13 protein-coding genes are annotated in these 18128 nt (G+C 70.5%); 5 read left to right on the top strand and 8 right to left on the bottom strand.

Going from position 1 to position 18128, the window contains the following annotated elements:
• The first annotated feature begins 9 nt into the window (after positions 1-9).
• The 5 genes from IH09_RS16170 to mscL all read left to right on the top strand — a co-directional run bounded on the left by IH09_RS16170 (position 10) and on the right by mscL (position 6130).
• On the top strand, positions 10-1587 hold the full coding sequence (locus IH09_RS16170) for a potassium/proton antiporter (RefSeq protein ID WP_052857126.1): 1578 nt from the start codon (positions 10-12) through the stop codon (positions 1585-1587).
• Positions 1588-1859: 272 nt separating this feature from the next.
• Positions 1860-3167: an MFS transporter gene (locus tag IH09_RS16165; protein ID WP_052856968.1), complete on the top strand. Its 1308-nt coding sequence runs from the start codon at positions 1860-1862 to the stop codon at positions 3165-3167.
• Positions 3168-3235: 68 nt separating this feature from the next.
• Positions 3236-3604: an FmdB family zinc ribbon protein gene (locus IH09_RS37295; protein WP_094794184.1), complete on the top strand. Its 369-nt coding sequence runs from the start codon at positions 3236-3238 to the stop codon at positions 3602-3604.
• Positions 3605-3792: 188 nt separating this feature from the next.
• Entirely contained in the window at positions 3793-4626 is an 834-nt protein-coding gene (locus IH09_RS16155) for an S-methyl-5'-thioadenosine phosphorylase (RefSeq protein ID WP_052856966.1), read from the top strand.
• Positions 4627-5626: 1000 nt separating this feature from the next.
• On the top strand, positions 5627-6130 hold the full coding sequence (gene mscL / locus IH09_RS16145) for a large conductance mechanosensitive channel protein MscL (protein WP_052856964.1): 504 nt from the start codon (positions 5627-5629) through the stop codon (positions 6128-6130).
• A 301-nt stretch (positions 6131-6431) separates the two neighbouring features.
• Here the strand turns inward: mscL and IH09_RS37285 are convergent, their stop codons facing one another.
• The 8 genes from IH09_RS37285 to IH09_RS16100 form a co-directional block, all read right to left on the bottom strand.
• Positions 6432-7355, bottom strand: coding sequence for a QcrA and Rieske domain-containing protein (locus IH09_RS37285; protein ID WP_110952345.1), 924 nt, complete (start codon positions 7353-7355; stop codon positions 6432-6434).
• Positions 7356-7611: 256 nt separating this feature from the next.
• Positions 7612-8259, bottom strand: coding sequence for a 4Fe-4S dicluster domain-containing protein (locus IH09_RS16130; RefSeq protein WP_052856963.1), 648 nt, complete (start codon positions 8257-8259; stop codon positions 7612-7614).
• An 8-nt stretch (positions 8260-8267) separates the two neighbouring features.
• Positions 8268-10553: a molybdopterin-dependent oxidoreductase gene (locus tag IH09_RS16125; RefSeq protein WP_110952366.1), complete on the bottom strand. Its 2286-nt coding sequence runs from the start codon at positions 10551-10553 to the stop codon at positions 8268-8270.
• A 118-nt stretch (positions 10554-10671) separates the two neighbouring features.
• Positions 10672-11763: a hypothetical protein gene (locus IH09_RS16120; protein WP_052856961.1), complete on the bottom strand. Its 1092-nt coding sequence runs from the start codon at positions 11761-11763 to the stop codon at positions 10672-10674.
• Between the two features lie 326 nt (positions 11764-12089).
• Positions 12090-12920, bottom strand: coding sequence for a pyruvate formate-lyase-activating protein (gene pflA, locus IH09_RS16115; protein ID WP_094794174.1), 831 nt, complete (start codon positions 12918-12920; stop codon positions 12090-12092).
• A gap of 130 nt (positions 12921-13050) precedes the next feature.
• Positions 13051-15309, bottom strand: coding sequence for a formate C-acetyltransferase (gene pflB / locus IH09_RS16110; protein WP_052856960.1), 2259 nt, complete (start codon positions 15307-15309; stop codon positions 13051-13053).
• A gap of 349 nt (positions 15310-15658) precedes the next feature.
• The gene (locus tag IH09_RS16105; protein ID WP_110952344.1) at positions 15659-17101 is read right to left on the bottom strand and encodes a NarK family nitrate/nitrite MFS transporter; all 1443 of its coding nucleotides are present in this window, start codon (positions 17099-17101) and stop codon (positions 15659-15661) included.
• Positions 17102-17388: 287 nt separating this feature from the next.
• The gene (locus IH09_RS16100; protein ID WP_318279471.1) at positions 17389-17910 is read right to left on the bottom strand and encodes an AMP-binding protein; all 522 of its coding nucleotides are present in this window, start codon (positions 17908-17910) and stop codon (positions 17389-17391) included.
• Between the last annotated feature and the right edge of the window lie 218 nt (positions 17911-18128).

The following is an 18128-nucleotide window of genomic DNA, read 5'->3' as shown; positions in this document are numbered from 1 at the left end:
ATCCAGCTCCTGTCTGTCGACCACCTCAATGAACTCCTGCTGCTCGGCTCGCTCGTCCTGCTCATAGCGGTCGCCGCGGTACGGCTCTCCTCGCGCAGCGGGCTCCCCAGCTTGCTCATCTATCTGGGGATAGGCGTCGCCATAGGGCAGGACGGCCTCGGCGGTGTCTTCTTCGACAACGCCGCACTCACCCAACTCCTCGGCTACACGGCGCTGGTCGTGATCCTGGCCGAGGGCGGCCTCGGCACCAAGTGGAAAGAGATCAGACCGGCACTGCCCCGGGCGGCACTGCTGTCGACGCTCGGCGTCGCGGTGAGCGTGGGGGTCACCGCGGCCGGCGCGCACTATCTGGCCGGGCTGGAGTGGCGGCAGGCGCTGCTGATCGGCGCCGTGGTCTCCTCCACGGACGCCGCGGCGGTCTTCTCCGTCCTGCGCAGCGTGCCGCTGCCCGCCCGCCTGACGGGAATCCTGGAAGCCGAATCCGGCTTCAACGACGCCCCCGTGGTGATCCTCGTCGTGGCGTTCTCCACGGCGGGCCCCGCGGAGCACTGGTACGTCCTGATCGGCGAGATCGCCCTGGAGCTGGCCATCGGCGCCGCCATCGGGCTGGCGATCGGCTGGCTCGGCTCGTATGCCATGCGGCACGTGGCGCTGCCCGCGTCCGGTCTCTACCCGATCGCCGTGATGGCCATCGCGGTCTCCGCCTACGCGGCCGGTGCACTGGCGCACGGCTCCGGCTTCCTCGCCGTCTATCTGGCCGCGGTGATCCTCGGCAACGCCAAACTGCCGCACTCCGCGGCCACCCGCGGCTTCGCCGAGGGGCTCGGCTGGATCGGCCAGATAGGCATGTTCGTCCTGCTCGGTCTGCTCGTCACCCCGCACAACCTGCTCGACGACGTCATTCCGGCGCTGCTCATCGGCCTGATCCTGACCGCCGTGGCCCGGCCGCTGTCGGTGTTCGTGGGGCTGCTGCCGTTCCGGGTGCCCTGGCAGGAGAAGACCCTGCTGTCCTGGGCCGGGCTGCGCGGCGCGGTGCCGATCGTGCTGGCCACCATCCCGATGGTCAACGACGTCCCCGGCAGCGAGACGGTCTTCAACATCGTCTTCGTCCTGGTCGTCGTCTACACCCTCATCCAGGGACCGACGCTGCCCTGGCTGGCCCGGCGGCTGCGGCTGGGCGACACCGAGGAGGCGGCGGACCTGGGCATCGAGTCGGCGCCGCTGGAGCGGCTGCGCGGCCATCTGCTGTCCACCTCGATAGGCCCGACGTCCCGGATGCACGGTGTGGAGGTCGGCGAACTGCGGATGCCCGCGGGCGCGGCCGTCACCCTGGTCGTACGGGACGGTACGAGCTTCGTCCCGTCGCCCACGACCGTGCTGCGGCGCGGCGACGAACTGCTGGTGGTGGCCACGGACCCGGTGCGCGACGCGGCCGAGAACCGGCTGCAGGCGGTCTCCCAGGGCGGCAAACTGGCCGGCTGGCTGGGGACGGCCGGAGCGGCGGCGGGCGGGCCCGGCAAACCGGGCGCATCCGGCCGCTCCCGGACCCGGGAGGAGCGGCGCCCCAAGGGCTCCGGGTCCCGCTGAGCCCGCGGGCCGTGCGGTCGTGCAGCCAGGTCCGGGACCGGGCCGCACGACCGCACGGCCTGTAGTATGAAGCGGTAATTCAACTAACCGACTCTGCCTGATGCAGAGCTGGCGCGACCGCTCGGCGGCCGCGGTCCTCCTGCCTTGTGCAGCCACTTTCCCCGGTGCGGACCACGCGGTATCACTCGGTCCTGCGCGAGAGGACAGCTCTCGGCGCGTTACCCGTGACACCCTCGCGGCGGCGCGCTACCAGGTGGCAGAAAGGCCCGGCCGTGGTATCCGCGGTCAAGGACTCGCGTCCTGGTTACGGACAACTGCTGCGCACCCCCGGTGCATGGACATTTCTGCTGCCCGGCTTTCTGGCCCGGCAGCCTTTCGCGATGCTCACGATCGGCATCGTGCTGCTCGTCAAGAGCACCACCGGCTCGTTCGGCACCGCGGGTGTGGTGTCGGCCGCGACCGGTGTCTCGATGGCGCTGTTCGCCCCGCAGGGCGGCAAACTCGCGGACCGCTTCGGCCAGCGCGCGGTGCTGCTCCCCGGCGTGCTGCTGCACGTCGCGGGCGTCACGGCGCTGATCACACTGGCCCTCTCGCACGCGCCCCTGTGGGCGCTGCTCGCGGTGGCCGTCCCCACCGGCGCCTCGACGCCGCAGGTCGGCCCCATGGTGCGGGCCCGCTGGGCCGCCCGGCTGGGCGGCACGCCGCTGATGCCGACGGCCGCCGCCTTCGAGTCGGTGACCGATGAGTTCACCTTCGTCGTCGGCCCGGTGCTGGCGACCGCGCTGTGCACCGGCGTCCACCCGGCGGCCGGCCTGATCGCCGAGGCCGCCCTGACACTGGCCGGCGGCCTGCTCTTCGCCGCGCAGCGGCGCAGCCAGCCGCCGGCGCACCGGACCGGGAGCGGCGACCGCCCGCGCGTCTCGGCCCTGTCGGTACCCGGCGTACGCGTCCTGATCGTGGCGTTCCTGGGCATCGGCCTGGTCTTCGGCGGGATGCAGGTCTCGCTGACGGCCTTCACCCAGGACATCGGCAGGCCCGGCATCAACGGCGTGCTCTACGGGATCTTCGCGGCGGGCAACATGCTGGCGGGCATCGCCTGCGGCGCCATCGCCTGGAAGGTCGGCCCGCGGCGCCGGCTGCTGGTCGCCTACGGGCTGCTGACGCTGGCCACCGCCCCGCTGTGGCTGATCACCGCGGTGCCGCTGCTCGGCGCCGTCGGCCTGGTCGTCGGCCTGTGCATCGCCCCCGCGCTGATCACCGGTTACACACTGGTCGAGACGCTGGTGCCGGCCTCCGCCCGCACCGAAGCCTTCACCTGGCTGACCGGCGCGGTCGCGCTGGGCCAGGCCGCCGCGGCGACGGCGGCCGGCCAGCTGGCGGACCGGCTCGGGGCGAGCTCCGGATTCCTGGTGCCGCTGGCCGGTACGGCGCTGGCGCTCGTCCTGCTGCTCGCGCTCCGCGCCCACCTGCTGCCGCGCCCCGCGGCCCCGGAGGCCGACTCCGACGGCCGGGGACCGGGGCCGCACCAGGACGCGGCGGAGCGTGGGGTCGGTCACCGTGCGCCGGTCTCGGTGGACTGACGGGCCGGAATACTGCACTATGGAGCGTCGTTAGCACTCAACGAGTGAGAGTGCCAGGAGGAAGTCAAGTGCCGACCTACCAGTACCAGTGCACCGCATGCGGCGAGGGCCTTGAGGCCGTGCAGAAGTTCACCGATGACGCGCTCACGGTATGCCCCAGCTGTGACGGACGCCTCAAGAAGGTGTTCTCCGCGGTCGGCATCGTCTTCAAGGGCTCGGGTTTCTACCGCAACGACAGCCGCGGCTCGTCGTCCAGCAGCAGCCCCGCCAAGGCCGCCGCCTCCACGGGTTCCTCCGACTCCTCGTCGAGCTCCTCGTCGAACGGCGGCTCCGACACGAAGCCGTCGTCCTCGTCGAAGTCCTCTGACTCGTCGGCCTCGTCCGCTTCCAGCTCGTCGGCCGCCTCGGGCGCCAAGAGCGGCAGCTCGGCCGCCTGACCCGCACCTCTTCGGACCCCGCCGTCACCGACGGCGGGGTCCGCTGCGTTTCCCCCCGGGGAACGGCCCTGTTCTCGTCGTGGCCGTTCCCGTGGCGGCCGGCCCTGCGGTGGCCGTCCCCCCTCGCGACCGGACCCGATGCGAGCACGGGGCGCCCGGCGCCGTCGTGTCCCGATAGTGTGACCGGCATGGCTGACGCGGAGATTGGTGTTATCGGCGGGTCGGGGTTCTATTCCTTCCTCGACGGCGTGACCGAGATCACGGTGGACACCCCCTATGGGAGCCCCAGTGACTCCCTGTTCCTGGGCGAGGTGGCGGGCCGCCAGGTCGCCTTCCTGCCGCGGCACGGCCGCGAGCACCACCTCCCGCCGCACCGCATCAACTACCGCGCCAACCTGTGGGCGTTGCGTTCGGTCGGCGTGCGCCAGGTACTGGGTCCGTGCGCGGTGGGCGGTCTGCGCCCCGAGTACGGCCCGGGGACGCTGCTCGTACCGGACCAGCTCGTGGACCGTACGAAGGCCCGTGCGCAGACCTATTTCGACGGTCTGCCACTGGCCGACGGCAGCATCCCGAACGTCGTCCACCTGTCCTTCGCCGACCCGTACTGCCCCGCGGGGCGCGCGGCCGCGCTGGCGGCGGCCCGCGGCCGCGACTGGGAACCGGTCGACGGCGGCACTCTGGTGGTCATCGAGGGGCCCCGCTTCTCGACCCGCGCCGAGTCGCGCTGGCACGCCGCGCAGGGCTGGTCGGTGGTCGGCATGACCGGCCACCCCGAGGCCGTACTCGCACGGGAACTGGGCCTGTGTTACACGTCGTTGACGCTGGTCACCGACCTGGACGCGGGCACCGAGACGGGCGAGGGCGTCTCCCACGACGAGGTGCTGGAGGTCTTCGGCCAGAACGTCGGCCGGCTGCGCGAGGTGCTGTTCGACGCGGTGGCCGCGCTCCCCGGCAGCGAGGCGCGCGACTGCCCGTGCGGCAGCGTGCACGAGGGCTGGGACCTGGGCATCCAACTGCCCTGAGGCGCCTGCCCGGCCTGCCCTGACCGGGCCTGACTGCGCTGCTCTGACGGCATGTGTCTTCGGTGTGGGGTGGGCGGCCTGTACGGGGTGGGTGGCCTGCGTGGGTGGGTGGCCGGCCTGTGCGGGCGGGCGGGTTGTACGGGTGGGCGGCCTGTGCCGGTGGTCGGGTTGTATGGGTGACCGGGTTGTCCACAGGTGCGGGGTCGTGCACAGGCCGGAGCGGGCCGCGGCGGATTGCGGCACGGTGGTGATCGCCGGGTCCGAACTCCTCACCGCAGGTGGTGATCACATGCCGCGTCGTCCTCCCTCCACCGGCCCCGAACCCACTCCGCCGCCCCCTCTCCCCACTCCCCCTCGATGTGAAGTACCGCACTTCGCACCACTGCGAGCGGGCGGCGGACGGCACCGTTGGCGGCGCCCGCCACGGCGGCGCATGCTGGCCGCCGGTCTGGCGATGACGGCCGCAGCACTGGCCACCGGGGTGTCGAACGGTGCCGTACGGACGTCACCGGGGTCCGGCTGCCCGGCCACGACGCCGCTCGGCGGGCGGTAGCCATGACCCAAGATCGAGTGGCATCCGCCCCCATGGCACGCGAAACTGCTGCGGGTGGCCAGGCATGCGCCGTGCGCCCCATGGGACAGGCACCCAACGCCTACACCTCCAGCGTCATCCCCCACACCGTCGGTGGCTCCGGCGCCGGCTCACCGGTCGGCCCGAGCGGGCTGCTCCACCGGGTCCGAACGGTCTGCCGGTTCCGAACGGTCCGTCCGATCCGCCGGGTCGGGCTGTTCCGCCGGACCGGGCTGACTCGTCCGATCAGGCCGATCCGTCCGATCAGGATGATCAACCGGATCCGGCAGATCGGGCCGATCCGTACTGACGCTCTGGTCGATCGCTGGTTCGTGTCGCGCGATTGGACACTCCTGGCCCGCCCTGCCGTAAATTGCGGTGCCGATTGTTGGCGCACCGTCCGTAGTAAGTGTGGAAAGAGGCTGTCAGGTGAGCGAGAACAAGGGCGTACTTCAGGGATTCAAGGAGTTCCTGATGCGCGGAAACGTGATCGAGCTCGCGGTCGCGGTCGTCGTTGGTGCAGCCTTCACGAATATCGTGAACGCCGTGGTCAAGGGCGTCATCAACCCGATCATCGGCGCGTTCGGCTCGCAGAACCTCGACAATTACAAGGCATGTCTCACCACCTGCCACGTCGACAAGAAGACCGGCGAATTCACCGACGGTATCTACATCCTGTGGGGCTCGGTGCTCAGCGCCGCCCTGACGTTCCTGATCACCGCCGCGGTCGTCTACTTCCTCATGATCCTTCCGATGAACAAGTGGAAGGCCCGTCAGGCGGCCAAAAACCCGGTGGACGAGACTCCGGCGGCCCCGACCGAGGTCGAACTCCTCGTCGAGATCCGCGATGCGCTGATCGCCCAGCGCAACGGCTCCGCCGCCACACCGTCCGCGTCCTCCGCGACGGTCATCGCTCAGAAGACGCAGCAGTAACGCAGGCGCTTCCGGCCGGCATCCGCCGCCCCATCGCCTCGCTCAGAGGTGGTGGGGCGGCTTTTCGTCGAGGAAGCGGGCCAGATCGGCGGCGCTGTCGGCGGCGCCCCTGGGGTGTTCACCCCAGCCGTGGTCGGTGTCGTCCGAGGACTGCTGGTTCAGCGGGTCGTCGAAGACCAGGGCGGCGGCGGACCGGGGCGCCGGACGTGCGGCGGGCGGGGCCGGCGCCGGTGCGGGCGAGGTCGCGGCGGCCGGAGCCGGCGCGATCCGAGGCTCGGAGGCGGGGGTGGCGGAAAGTCGGTCATGGCCGTTCGCTCCCTCGGGCGTCAGCGGCGGGGCGGGCGTCGGCCTCGGCCCCCGTGGAGGAGTGGGCACCGGCCTGGACACGGGTCTGAGCACCGGTCCGGGTACGGCTCCGGACGCGGGTCTCGTCAGCGGTCCGGGCTGGGGTCCGGGTACGGGCCTCGGCAGCGGTCCGGGCAGAGGTCCGGGTACGGGCCTCGGCGTGGTTTTCGGTGCTGCCCGAGTGGTCGCCGGTCGCGTTCGGGCGGCTGTGCCCGGTACCGGGGCAGCCGACCCGGGAGGCCAGCTCCGGGTTGTTCTGCTTGAGTTCGCGGCACAGCCCCTGGTCGATGGATTCGCCGGAGCGGGCCGTGCCGATGGCCCAGATGCTGCCGTCCGCGCGCTCGTAGAGCACGACCTTGGGCAGCGCACGGGGTGGCGGACCGGCCGTGACATCGCCGCTGCGGGGGTCGAAGACGCCCTCGTGGCAGGGGCAGTACAGCTCGCCTTCCTCGCCGCGGTCCTTGCGCCACAGGACGGCGCAGGCGAGGTGGGTGCAGATGGCGGAGTAGCCGACGAGGGAGCCGTCGGCGAGGCGGATCGCGACCGCCCGGTCCTCGTCTCCGGGGTAGCGGAAGGCGAGGGATTCACCGGCGGGGAGGCGGTCGGCGATGCGTTTGGCCTCGCCGCCTCCGTCGCCGTGGCGGTGCAGCACTCCCCCGGCGACGCCCAGCCCGCCGATGGCGAGGCCGCCCGAGACGGTGACGACGATGCGCAGGTAGTCGCGCCGGGTGGTGAGCGAGTCGGCGCTGATGCGGTCCCGGAGGGCGGCTTCGTCCTGGGCGGAGAGGCCGCCGCGGGGCTGCTCCGAGGGCTGGTCGGAGCCGTGTTCCGGCCGCTCCGGGTTCCCGTTCCCGGCCGGTGGCTGCTGCGTCGTACTCATCGGATATCAGCTCCCGTCACCCGCGTCTGCGACTGCGACTGTGCTTCCACCTTCGGCTGCGACCGCGCTTCCGTCTGTGTCTGCGCTTTCGCTTTCGCCATCGGCTGCGGCTGCGACTGCGACTGCGACAGCCCATTCACTTCCGCCATCGGCTTCGGCACGTACACACCCCCGGCGCCCTCCGTGCGCGGTGGCCGCGTCGCGCTCACCGGCCGTCGCGCATCGGCTCCGTACGCGGCCGGTGGCCGCTTCGTACTCATCGGGCGCCCGTCCCGCCCGCCGGCTGTCCGGCGTCGCCCCGCGGTGGCCGTGTGTCGCGGCCGTTGACCTCGACGACCGGGAGTCCGCCCGGTACCGGCCACTGGACCTTGTCGGCGGGGACGACCATCGCGACGCCGGTGTGGACGACGGACTCGCCGAAGACGAACGAGTCGGCGACCTCGACGCCGGGGCGTTCGGCCTGGAGCTCTTCGAGGGTGCCGTAGAAGAGGGCGCCGGTCGGGCAGACGGTGGCGCACATCGGGGCCAGGCCGTAGGCGGTGCGGTCGTAGCAGAGGTTGCACTTGAGCTGGAGTTTCGCCGCCAGGTCGATCTTCGGTACACCGAAGGGGCAGGCGTTGACGCAGTTGGCGCAGCCGATGCAGCGGGTGGTGTCGGCCTGTTGCACCACGCCGTCCGGGGTGACGAGGATCGCTTCGGCGGGGCAGACCTCGGCGCAGGGGGCGACCGGGTCCGAGCAGTGCATGCAGACGGTGGGGAGGGAGGCGACGGAGCCGCCCTCGTCGGGGTAGTCGAGGTGGATCATGGATTTGCCGCGGTGCGAATCGCATTCGCGGCAGGCCGACACGCATGCCTGGCAGCCGATGCAGCGCCCCGGGTCGATGAAGATCGTTTTGCCCATCATGGCGGCGGTCAGCCCCTCTCTGCGGTGCCGCGGCCCTGGGGTGCGGTCGGCGGCAGGGGGTCGGTGCGGGAAACCTGGGTTTCGGGGTACGCCTCGTGGCCGGGCCCGGTGGGTGGTGCGGGGACCTCGTCGAGGGCGGCGGCGGCCTCGATGCGGGCGGCGCAGACCTTGTACTCGGGGATCTTGGAGCGGGGGTCGAGGGCGTCGATGGTGAGGGCGTTGGCGGCGGTGGGATAGGGCCAGTGGTAGGGGACGAAGACGGTGTCGGGGCGGATGGCCTCCAGGACGAGGGCGGGGTAGACGGCGCTGCCGCGGCGGGTGACGACGCGTACCGGGTCGCCGTTGCGGAAGCCGTGTGAGGGGTGCACCTCGACCCAGGGGCGCGGGGCCTGTTCGACGAGGGCGCCCAGGCGGCGGGTCTGGTTGCCGGAGAGGTACTGGGCGACGGTGCGGCCGGTGGTGAGGGAGAGCGGGAATTCGTCGCTGTAGGGGTCGATGGGCGGGTGCCATTCGACGGTCTGGAGGTGAATTTTCCCGTCCGGGTGGTAGGTCCGGCCGTCTTCGAAGAGCCGTGGTGTGCCGGGGTGTTTGGTGGTGGGGCAGGGCCAGGAGATACCGCCGGTCTCTTCGAGGCGTTCGTAGGTGATGCCGTAGTAGTCGTTGACGGTGCCCGCGGAGGCGGTGCGGAGTTCTTCGAATACGTCGCGGGAGCCGGTGAAGGCGAATTTGTCGCCGGCGCCCAGGCGGCGGGCGAGTTCGCACAGGACCCAGGTGTCGGTGCGTACGCCGGGTGGCGGGTCCTGGGCTCTGTTGTGTTTGACGACGCGGGCTTCGGCGTTGGCCATGACGCCTTCGTCCTCGGCCCAGACGGTGACCGGGAGGACGACGTCGGCCCGTTCGGCGGTTTCGGAGAGGAAGAAGTCGAGCTGGACGTGGAATTCGAGGGTGTCGTATCCCTCTTTGACCACGTGGTAGTTGGGGAGGGAGACGAAGGGGTTGTTGCAGACGCCGAGGAGGCCGCGGATTTCCTGGCGCCGCATCTGGTGAACCATTTCCATCATCGAGGTGCCGGCGGGCGGGAGTTCGGATTCCTCGATGCCCCAGATGGCGCAGATCTGCCGGCGGTGTTCGGGGTTGGTGATGGAGCGGCCGCCGGGCAGCAGATCGGATTTCTGGCCGTGTTCGCGGCCGCCCTGTCCGTTGCCCTGGCCGGTGATGGTGCCGTAGCCGGCGCCGGGGCGGCCGATGTGTCCGGTGGCGACGCACATATTGATGATCGAGAGGCAGTTCTCGACGCCCTGGCTGTGGTGCTCGACACCGCGGGCGTGCCAGGCCATGGCGCGTTCGGCCCCGGCGAACCAGCGGGCGACCTGTTCGATCTGCTCGACGCGGACGCCGCAGATGCCGGCGGCGCGCTCCGGCGGGTAGTCCTGCACGGTGGCTTTGACGTCGTCCCAGCCGGTGGCGTGGCGGGCGAGGTAGGTCTCGTCGGTGAGGCCCTCGCGGATGATGACGTGCAGGACGGCGTTGAAGAAGGCCGAGTCGGTGCCGGGTTTGATCGGAACGTGCAGGTCGGCGGTGCGGGCGACGGCGGTTTCGCGGGGGTCGACGACGATGAGCCGGGCGCCGCGGTCGCGGGCGCCCCAGAGGTACTGGGTCATGACCGGGAAGCATTCGCCGACGTTGGCGCCGGCGAGGAGGACGCAGTCGCTGAGCAGGATGTCGGAGAAGGGGTTGCCGGCCCGGTCGATGCCGAAGGCGAGTTTGTTGGCGCCGGCGGCGCTGACCATGCACAGCCGGCCGTTGTAGTCGACATGTCTGGTCTTCAGCGCGACCCGGGCGAATTTGCCGACGAGGTAGGTCTTCTCGGTGTAGAGGGAGGCGCCGCCGAGCATGCCGAAGGCGTCCGCGCCGTGGGATTCCTGGATGCGGCGGATCTCGGCGACGGTGAAGTCGAGGGCTTCGTCCCAGGAGCATTCCCGGAGGGGTTCGTCGCGGCTGCGGCGGATCAGTGGCGCGGTGAGCCGGTCGGGGTGGTTGACCTGCTGGTAGGCGTTGATGCCTTTGGGGCAGAGCCGCATGCGGTTGATGTCGTGGTTGCGGGGTTCGACGCCGAATACCCGGCCGGTCTTGTTGACGCGGAGGTACATTCCGCATTGCACACCGCAGAAGCAGCAGTGGGTGGGGACGAGGGTTTCGCCGCTCTGGTCGGCGCGCCAGCTGTCGGCGGGGATACCGCCGGCGTCACGGAAGGTGCGGGTGCCGGGCGGGGCGATGGTCGGGTCGATCGGGATGGTCACTGGACTTTTTCCCCTGCTTCCCCTGGTGGTGTGCGGGCCCTTCGTGGCGGTGTGCGGCACCGTCGGCGGTACGAAGCGCGGGCGGTCGCGCGTCGCGTCACGCGCCCTTGGCCTATGAGAAGCCCCGTTTGACGTGGGTGAGGTAGGCACCGCCGCGCAGTATCCGTTTGCAGCGCGGGCAGTAGGTGGTGAATTCGTCGAATTCCAGGTGGAGTTCGCGCATGGTGCCGCGCAGACCCTCGATATAGGGGGCGGTGTCGACGGGTTCGCCGCAGCGGCGGCAGGTGAAGATCTTGTCGTTCTGCCGGGCGGTGTATTTGAACAGCTGCATTCCGACGGCGGCGGGCCGCTGCACGATGTGGAAGAACTTTCCGAACGGGATGTAGATGAGGGTGAAGACCACCGACGCCATGTGCAGGATGGCGAGGAACGCATAGCCGCCGCCGTGCAGGAAGACCTCGGAGAAGGTCAGCAGGAGTCCGGTGACGGAGACGACGATGAGGGCGAGCAGCGGGATGAGGTCGTAGCCGAAGCGCTGTCCGGTGGTGGCGGCGCGGTCGCGCATACGGCGCCAGAGGAAGTAGCCGGCGCCGGCGATGACGAGGACGGCGGCGAGATCGAGGCCGTGGAACATGGCCCAGCCGAGGACGCTCGCGGAGTCGAAGCCGATGACCTTGAAGCCCCAGATCCGCATCTCGTAGCCGGGCCCGGAGCCGGTGCCAGAGGTGAAGGTGAACCATCCCCAGGTGAGCGGGAAGGTGATCACGGCGGCCAGGAGGCAGCCCCAGAAGAGGAGTTGGTGGGCGGCCCAGCGGGCGTGGGAGCGGGCGCCGAGGAATTTCTGGAAGCCGAGGTAGGTGGCGATCATGCGGGGCAGGGCGGTGGGCGCCGTGCGGAAGTTCTCCGGGGAGAAGAAGCTGCGCCAGCCCTGCCGGAAGAGCCGGCGGGCGGGCGGTGCGCTGATCCAGACGGTGTAGCGGTAGGCGACGCCGAAGGCGAGGAAGACGGTGGCCACGGCGTAGGGGAGCAGCGCGGAGTCGAAGTTCCGCAGCAGGCGGCTGCCGAGGACGATGGCGGCGATCAGGAGGAGGGCGACGGCCGAGGCCACCAGCGTCGCGCGGACGGCTGGTGGCCTCGGCCGGGGTGGCGCCGCTGCTTCCGGAGCGGGCGCCGGGGCGGGTGGGGCGGCTGATGGCTGTGGCACGGGGCCCACGGTAGGGGCTTGTGCGAGTTATCGCCCGTTTTGTCGGCCTAGTGGGTGAGGGCCGGGGCGCGTACGTACCGGTGGGGCGTACGGGGTGGGGGCATAGGCGGTGGGGCGTACGTGGCAGGGGCGCGTCTGTGCGGGTGACGGGCGGCGGCCCCCTGTCGGGCCCCGGCCGCCCCGCCACGACCGGAGGCCGGGGAGCCGGGTCCGGGGCCCGGAGGCCAGGCCCCGGAGAGCCGGGGCCGGAGAGCCGTCAGCCCGTTCGGCCCGCCATCGGCCCGTCCAGCCCCCGTCGCCCCCTTCAGACCGCCATCAGACCGCCGTCAGACCGCCATCAGCCCATGACCCGCGAACACCTCACGGGCCGCGGCCAGCTGCTGCGGGCTCGGCGACGGGGTGTCGCGGAGGGTGAAGTCCATGCCGAGGCGGTCCCATTTGGACTCGCCCAGCTTGTGGAACGGCAGGACGTCCACCCGGGAGACATTGCCGAGGGAGGCGGCGAAGGCGGCGATGCCCTCGATGTTGCCCGGGGCGTCGGTGAGGCCGGGGACGAGGACGAAGCGGATCCAGACCTCGGTGCCGAGATCGGCGAGGCGGTGCGCGAAGTCCAGGGTGGGCCGCAGCTGCCGGCCGGTGAGCCGCTGGTAGAGGGCGCGGTCCCAGGACTTGATGTCCAGCAGGACCAGATCCACATCGCGCAGCATCGCGTCGGTGGCGCGGGCGCCGAGGAAGCCGGAGGTGTCCAGGGCGGTGTGCAGGCCGAGTTCGTGCCGGAAGCGGTGCAGGAGTTCCCCCGCGAAGACCGGCTGGAGCAGCGCCTCGCCGCCGCTGATGGTGGCGCCGCCGCCCGCGGCCCGGATGAAGGTGCGGTACTTGGCGGCCTCGGCCACCACTTCGTCGGCGGAGGTGCGCTTGCCGTTGCGCATCTTCCAGGTGTCGGGGTTGTGGCAGTACAGGCAGGCGAGCGGGCAGCCGGCCAGGAAGGTCACAAAGCGCGTACCGGGGCCGTCGACGCCGGTGGACAGGTCCCAGGAGTGCACGGAGCCGGAGATGGGGCGGTGCTGGACGGCCGCCGCGGGGGTGACCGGCTCATTCGTCGGATCCCAGGCGACGGGTGCGCCTACGGGTATGTCGGAGCCGAGCAAGACGGCCATGGCAGGACCTCCTGAGAGCTGGGTGGATGTGGAGCTGTGGGATACGCGGCGCCGGTGCCGGGGTGAGGGCCCGGCACCGGCGCCGCGGGCTCGGTGGGCCGGCCGGAGCGGCCGGCCCGTGGGGTACGGGTCAGAGCGACCCGTGGAAGGTGCGGTTGATGACATCGAGCTGCTGCTCGCGGGTCAGCCGCACGAAGTTGACCGCGTATCCGGAGACCCGGATGGTCAGCTGCGGGTAGTTCTCCGGGTGCTCCATGGCGTCCTGGAGGGTCGCCTTGTCGAGCACGTTGACGTTCATGTGGAAGCCGTCGCTGGCCATGAAGCCGTCCAGCACTCCGGCGAGGTTGTCGACCCGCTCCTGGGGGGTGCGGCCGAGCGCGTCGGGGGTGATGGTGTTGGTCAGCGAGATGCCGTCCTCGGCGTCGTCGTACGGCAGCTTGGCGACCGACATCGCCGAGGCGATGTAGCCGTGCTCGTCGCGGCCGTTCATCGGGTTGGCGCCGGGCGCGAAGGGGGTGCCGGCGCGCCGCCCGTCGGGGGTGTTGCCGGTCTTCTTGCCGTAGACGACGTTCGAGGTGATGGTCAGCACGGACTGGGTGTGCAGTGCGTCGCGGTACGTCGGGTGCTTGCGCACCTTCTGCATGAACTCGTGCACCAGCGAGCGGGCGATGTCGTCGGCCCGTTCGTCGTTGTTGCCGTACGCCGGGTACTCGCCCTCGATCTCGTAGTCGGTGGCCAGGCCGGTCTCGTCGCGGATCACCTTCACCCGGGCGTGCTTGATGGCCGACAGGGAGTCCGCCGCGACCGAGAGCCCGGCGATACCGCAGGCCATGGTGCGCAGGATGGCGCGGTCGTGCAGTGCCATCTCGATGCGCTCGTAGGCGTACTTGTCGTGCATGTAGTGGATGACGTTGAGCGCGTGGACGTACGTCTTGGCCAGCCACTCCAGCATCGCGTCGTACTGCGGCGCGACGGTGTCGTAGTCGAGGTACTCGCCCTCGATGGGCGTGAAGCCCTGCACCACGGTCTTGCCGGTCTTCTCGTCCCGGCCGCCGTTGATCGCGTAGAGCAGTGCCTTGGCGACGTTGACCCGGGCGCCGAAGAACTGCATCTGCTTTCCGACGGCCATCGCGGAGACGCAGCAGGCGATGGCGGTGTCGTCGCCGTACTTGGGGCGCATCAGCTCGTCGGACTCGAACTGGATGGCCGAGGTGTCGATGGCGACCTTGGCGGCGAAGTCCTTGAAGCCCTGCGGGAGTTGCGGGGACCAGAAGACGGTGAGGTTGGGCTCGGGGGCCGGGCCGAGGTTGTAGAGGGTCTGCAGGGCGCGGAAGGTCGTACGGGAGACCAGCGGGCGGCCGTCCTCGCCGATACCGGCCATCGACCAGGTGACCCAGGTGGGGTCGCCGGAGTAGAGCTCGTTGTACTCGGGGGTGCGCAGGAAGCGGACGATGCGGAGCTTGATGACGAAGTCGTCGATGTACTCCTGGGCCTGCGCCTCGGTGAGGCGGCCGGCGTCGATGTCGCGCTGGAGGTAGATGTCGAGGAAGTTGTCGATGCGGCCGATGGACATGGCCGCGCCGTTCTGCTCCTTGACGGCGGCGAGGTAGCCGAAGTAGAGCCACTGGACGGCCTCGCGGCCGGTGGCGGCGGGGCGCGCGATGTCGAAGCCGTAGCGGGCGGCCATCGCCTTGAGCTCGCCGAGCGCCTTGATCTGCTCGGCGGTCTCCTCGCGTTCGCGGATGGCCTCTTCGGTCGGCCACTGCGCGTCGGCGTCGGCCTTGTCGGCCTTCTTCTCCTCGATGAGGCGGTCCACGCCGTAGAGGGCGATGCGGCGGTAGTCGCCGATGATCCGGCCGCGGCCGTAGGCGTCCGGGAGGCCGGTGATGATGCCGGAGGAGCGGCAGGCGCGGATCTCGGGGGTGTAGGCGTCGAAGACGCCTTCGTTGTGGGTCTTGCGCAGGTGGGTGTAGATCTCCCGGACCTGCGGGTCGGCCTCGTAGCCGTAGGCGTTGAGGGCGCCTTCGACCATCCGCCAGCCGCCGTTGGGCATGATGGCGCGCTTGAGGGGGGCGTCGGTCTGGAGGCCGACGATGAGGTCGAGGTCCTTGTCGATGTAGCCCGGCTCGAACGCGTCGATGCGCGAGGGGGTGTGCACATCGACGTCGTGGACGCCTTCGGCCAGCTCCTGCGGGAACATGCCGAGGAGCTTGTTCCACACCGCGGTGGTGCGCTCCGTCGGTCCCGCGAGGAAGGCGCTGTCGCCCTCGTAGGGGGTGTAGTTCTGCTGGACGAAGTCACGGACGTCGACGGCATCCCGCCAGAGGCCGCCCTTGAAACCGTCCCAGGCTTCGCCGCTCGTCGTCTTCTCCGCGGGTGTTGCGGTCATGATGCACACCTTCCGAATCGCTGTGCCTTCGTCTCTTCTATTGGACTCCATTTGATCGATCGGACGGCTCGGCATTGGTCCCCGAAAAGAGTCCGAAAGTCCCGACCTTGTCCGCGGCCCCTCCTTGACACCCGCCCTGACCTGTACTTTCGTGAGGGACTTTCGACCCTGGTTCACTTGTGAACGCATTCACAAGAATTTTCCAAAAGGTCGCGCAAAACCGCGAAGAAACCACGTGAACCTCACGAGGACCCCCGCGCGCAAGACGGCGGGGCGACCGGATCGAATCCGGTCGCCCCGCCGCCGGCAGGAGGCGGACGTGTGCGTCGGCCGAGCGGGCCCGCCGCCGTCAGCTGGGCGCCTCCGCGCCCTTGCGCGCGTAGAACCACCACGCCACCCCGATGCAGCTGACGTAGAAGGCGACGAAGCCCCACATCGCGCTCGTCACCGAGATCGAGGCGAACAGCGCCGGGATGAAGAAGAAGCCGTAGGCCGCGATGGCGGAGGTGAAGCCGGTGACCGCGCCCGCCTCCATCTCGGCCTGCTTGAGCGCCGCGGCGTAGGCGGGGGTGCCCTCCGCCTGGCCCTTCAGATGCTGGTCCCGGAAGATCACCGGGATCTGCCGGAACGTCGACCCGTTGCCGATACCGGAGAAGAGGAACGCGCTCAGGAAGCAGCCGAAGAAGCCCCAGAACGAACCGTTGTCGCCGCCGGACGGCAGGAAGTTGATGACGCCGACGATCGAGACCGCCATGCCCACGAAGGACAGGATGGTGACCCGGGCCCCGCCGATCTTGTCCGCGAGCCAGCCGCCGGCCCAGCGGGCCAGCGCGCCGACCGCCGGACCCATCCAGGCGTAGGTCGCCGCCGAGTACGCCGCGTCGATCGGGGTGAACGTCGTCTTGATCAGCATCGGCAGCGCGGCCGCGAAACCGATGAACGAGCCGAAGGTGCCGACGTAGAGCCAGGTCATCAGCCAGTTGTGCTTACGCCGGAAGATGACCTTCTGCTTGCTGAACGGGGTGGACGCGACCTTCAGGTCGTTCTGCCCGAACCAGGCGACCACCGCCAGCGCCACCAGGACCGGCACCCACAGGAACGCCGCGTTCTGGAGCCAGACGGACGTGCCGTCGGCCTTGTGCTGGGCGGAGCCAAGCGCCAGCACCGAGCTGGTGATGACGATCGGGGTGACCAGTTGGACGACGGAGACACCGAGGTTGCCCAGACCGCCGTTGATGCCGGTGGCGTTGCCCTTCTCCCGCTTCGGGAAGAAGAAGCCGATGTTGGCCAGCGAGGAGGCGAAGTTGGCGCCGCCGATACCGCACAGCGCGGCGATGGCCGCCATCACGACATACGGGGTGTCGGGGTTCTGCACCGCGAAGCCGAGCCAGATCAGCGGCACGATCAGGACGACCGTGGACAGCGCGGTGAAGCGGCGCTGGCCGACGATGGGGCCCAGGAAGGTGTAGAAGATCCGGGCGGTGCCACCGGTGAGTCCGGGGATGGCGGTCAGCCAGAACAGCTGCGAGGTGCTGAAGCCGAAGCCGACGTCCTTGAGGTTGGTGGCGGTGACGCTCCACACCTGCCAGACCACGAACGCCACCAGCAGCGCGGGAACGGCGATCCACAGATTGCGGTTGGCGACCTTCTTGCCGACCGACTTCCAGAACAGCTCGTTCTCCGGCTGCCAGTCGGTGATCGTACGGCCCGGCCGGTACTGACCTGGGTCGAACTCCTCCGGCGAAACCGGACCGGCCGCCTGTGACGGCGACCCCTTCACTGCGGGACTCATGGTGCTTCCCCTAATTCGGCTGAGAGACCTGTGCCTTTCCACGGTGCTCCGCCGAGAAGAAGCGCGTTAGAGCCGTTGGCCGCCCGCAGGGGCGACCGAGGTCACCGAAATACCCGGGACCTTCGGCACCTAATTAGCCTGTTAACGCGAGAAAACATGAGAACCGGCCGACGCCGCCGGCCATCGCCGCCGGTGCCGGCTCCTGGTGCCCGCCGCCCGCACCGGCTCCCCGCTCCTGGCGCCCGCCCCCGCGCCGGCCGCCCGTGCCTGCCGCCCGCGCCCGCCGCTCAGACCTCGTCGAGGGCCTCGTGCCACCAGCGGTCGCGGCCCGGCGTCCAGGAGACCGGCCGCGCGCACCGGTTCACCACCAGCACCGTCCGCCGCTCCACGGGGTCCGGGCCCGCGCCCCGCGCCAGGGCGTGGTCGAGCAGCGCCTTCACCGGCCGTACCGCCCCGTCCCAGAACGCCGCGTCCGCGGTGATCAGCACCCGGGCCCCCGACTCCCGTAAGCGGGCGGCCAGTTCGGGCACGGTCAGGGAGACCGGCAGCGAGCTGCGGATCGCGTCCAGCCGCCCGCAGGCGATCGTGGCGATCACCGATTCGGGCACCAGCGGCAGATGCACCGCGACCCGGTCGCCGGCCCGCACCCCGTACCGGCGGAGCGCGGCGGCGGCCCGCTCCGCCTGCTCGATGAGTACACCGTGCGTCATCTCCTCCATCCGGCCGGGCTCTCCGGTCCAGGTGAGGGCGATCCGCGACGCCTGCTGCTCTTGCAGTTCACGGGCGTTTTCTGCATGCTCTGAAGTCACACGGTGCAACATGCGGTTCAGCTTGGTGATCTCCGATCAACGAACGCTGAACGTCCGCTGTACGGGCTCACGCCCCCTTCCGCACCCTTTCCCGCACCCGCTCGCGCCCCCTCGCGCCTTTTCGCGCCCCCGGCCGGTCACACCGCCCTCGCGAGCCACCCGGGCCTCCCGGCCCCCTTCCGGTGCACCCCTCCCCCTCTCACACCCCCGCATCCCAC

Origin of the sequence: Streptomyces celluloflavus (assembly GCA_000720995.1) — a bacterium.
Lineage (GTDB): Bacteria > Actinomycetota > Actinomycetes > Streptomycetales > Streptomycetaceae > Streptomyces > Streptomyces celluloflavus.
This window is presented reverse-complemented; position numbering and strand designations above follow the sequence as displayed.

Bases quoted from the DNA above. Each gene is read 5' to 3' on its own strand.
- IH09_RS16155 (WP_052856966.1), top strand. From the start codon at position 3,793: ATGGCTGACGCGGAGATTGGTGTTATCGGCGGGTCGGGGTTCTATTCC.
- IH09_RS16105 (WP_110952344.1), bottom strand. From the start codon at position 17,101: ATGAGTCCCGCAGTGAAGGGGTCGCCGTCACAGGCGGCCGGTCCGGTT.
- IH09_RS16130 (WP_052856963.1), bottom strand. From the start codon at position 8,259: ATGATGGGCAAAACGATCTTCATCGACCCGGGGCGCTGCATCGGCTGC.
- pflB (WP_052856960.1), bottom strand. From the start codon at position 15,309: ATGACCGCAACACCCGCGGAGAAGACGACGAGCGGCGAAGCCTGGGAC.
- IH09_RS37285 (WP_110952345.1), bottom strand. From the start codon at position 7,355: ATGAGTACGACGCAGCAGCCACCGGCCGGGAACGGGAACCCGGAGCGG.
- pflA (WP_094794174.1), bottom strand. From the start codon at position 12,920: ATGGCCGTCTTGCTCGGCTCCGACATACCCGTAGGCGCACCCGTCGCC.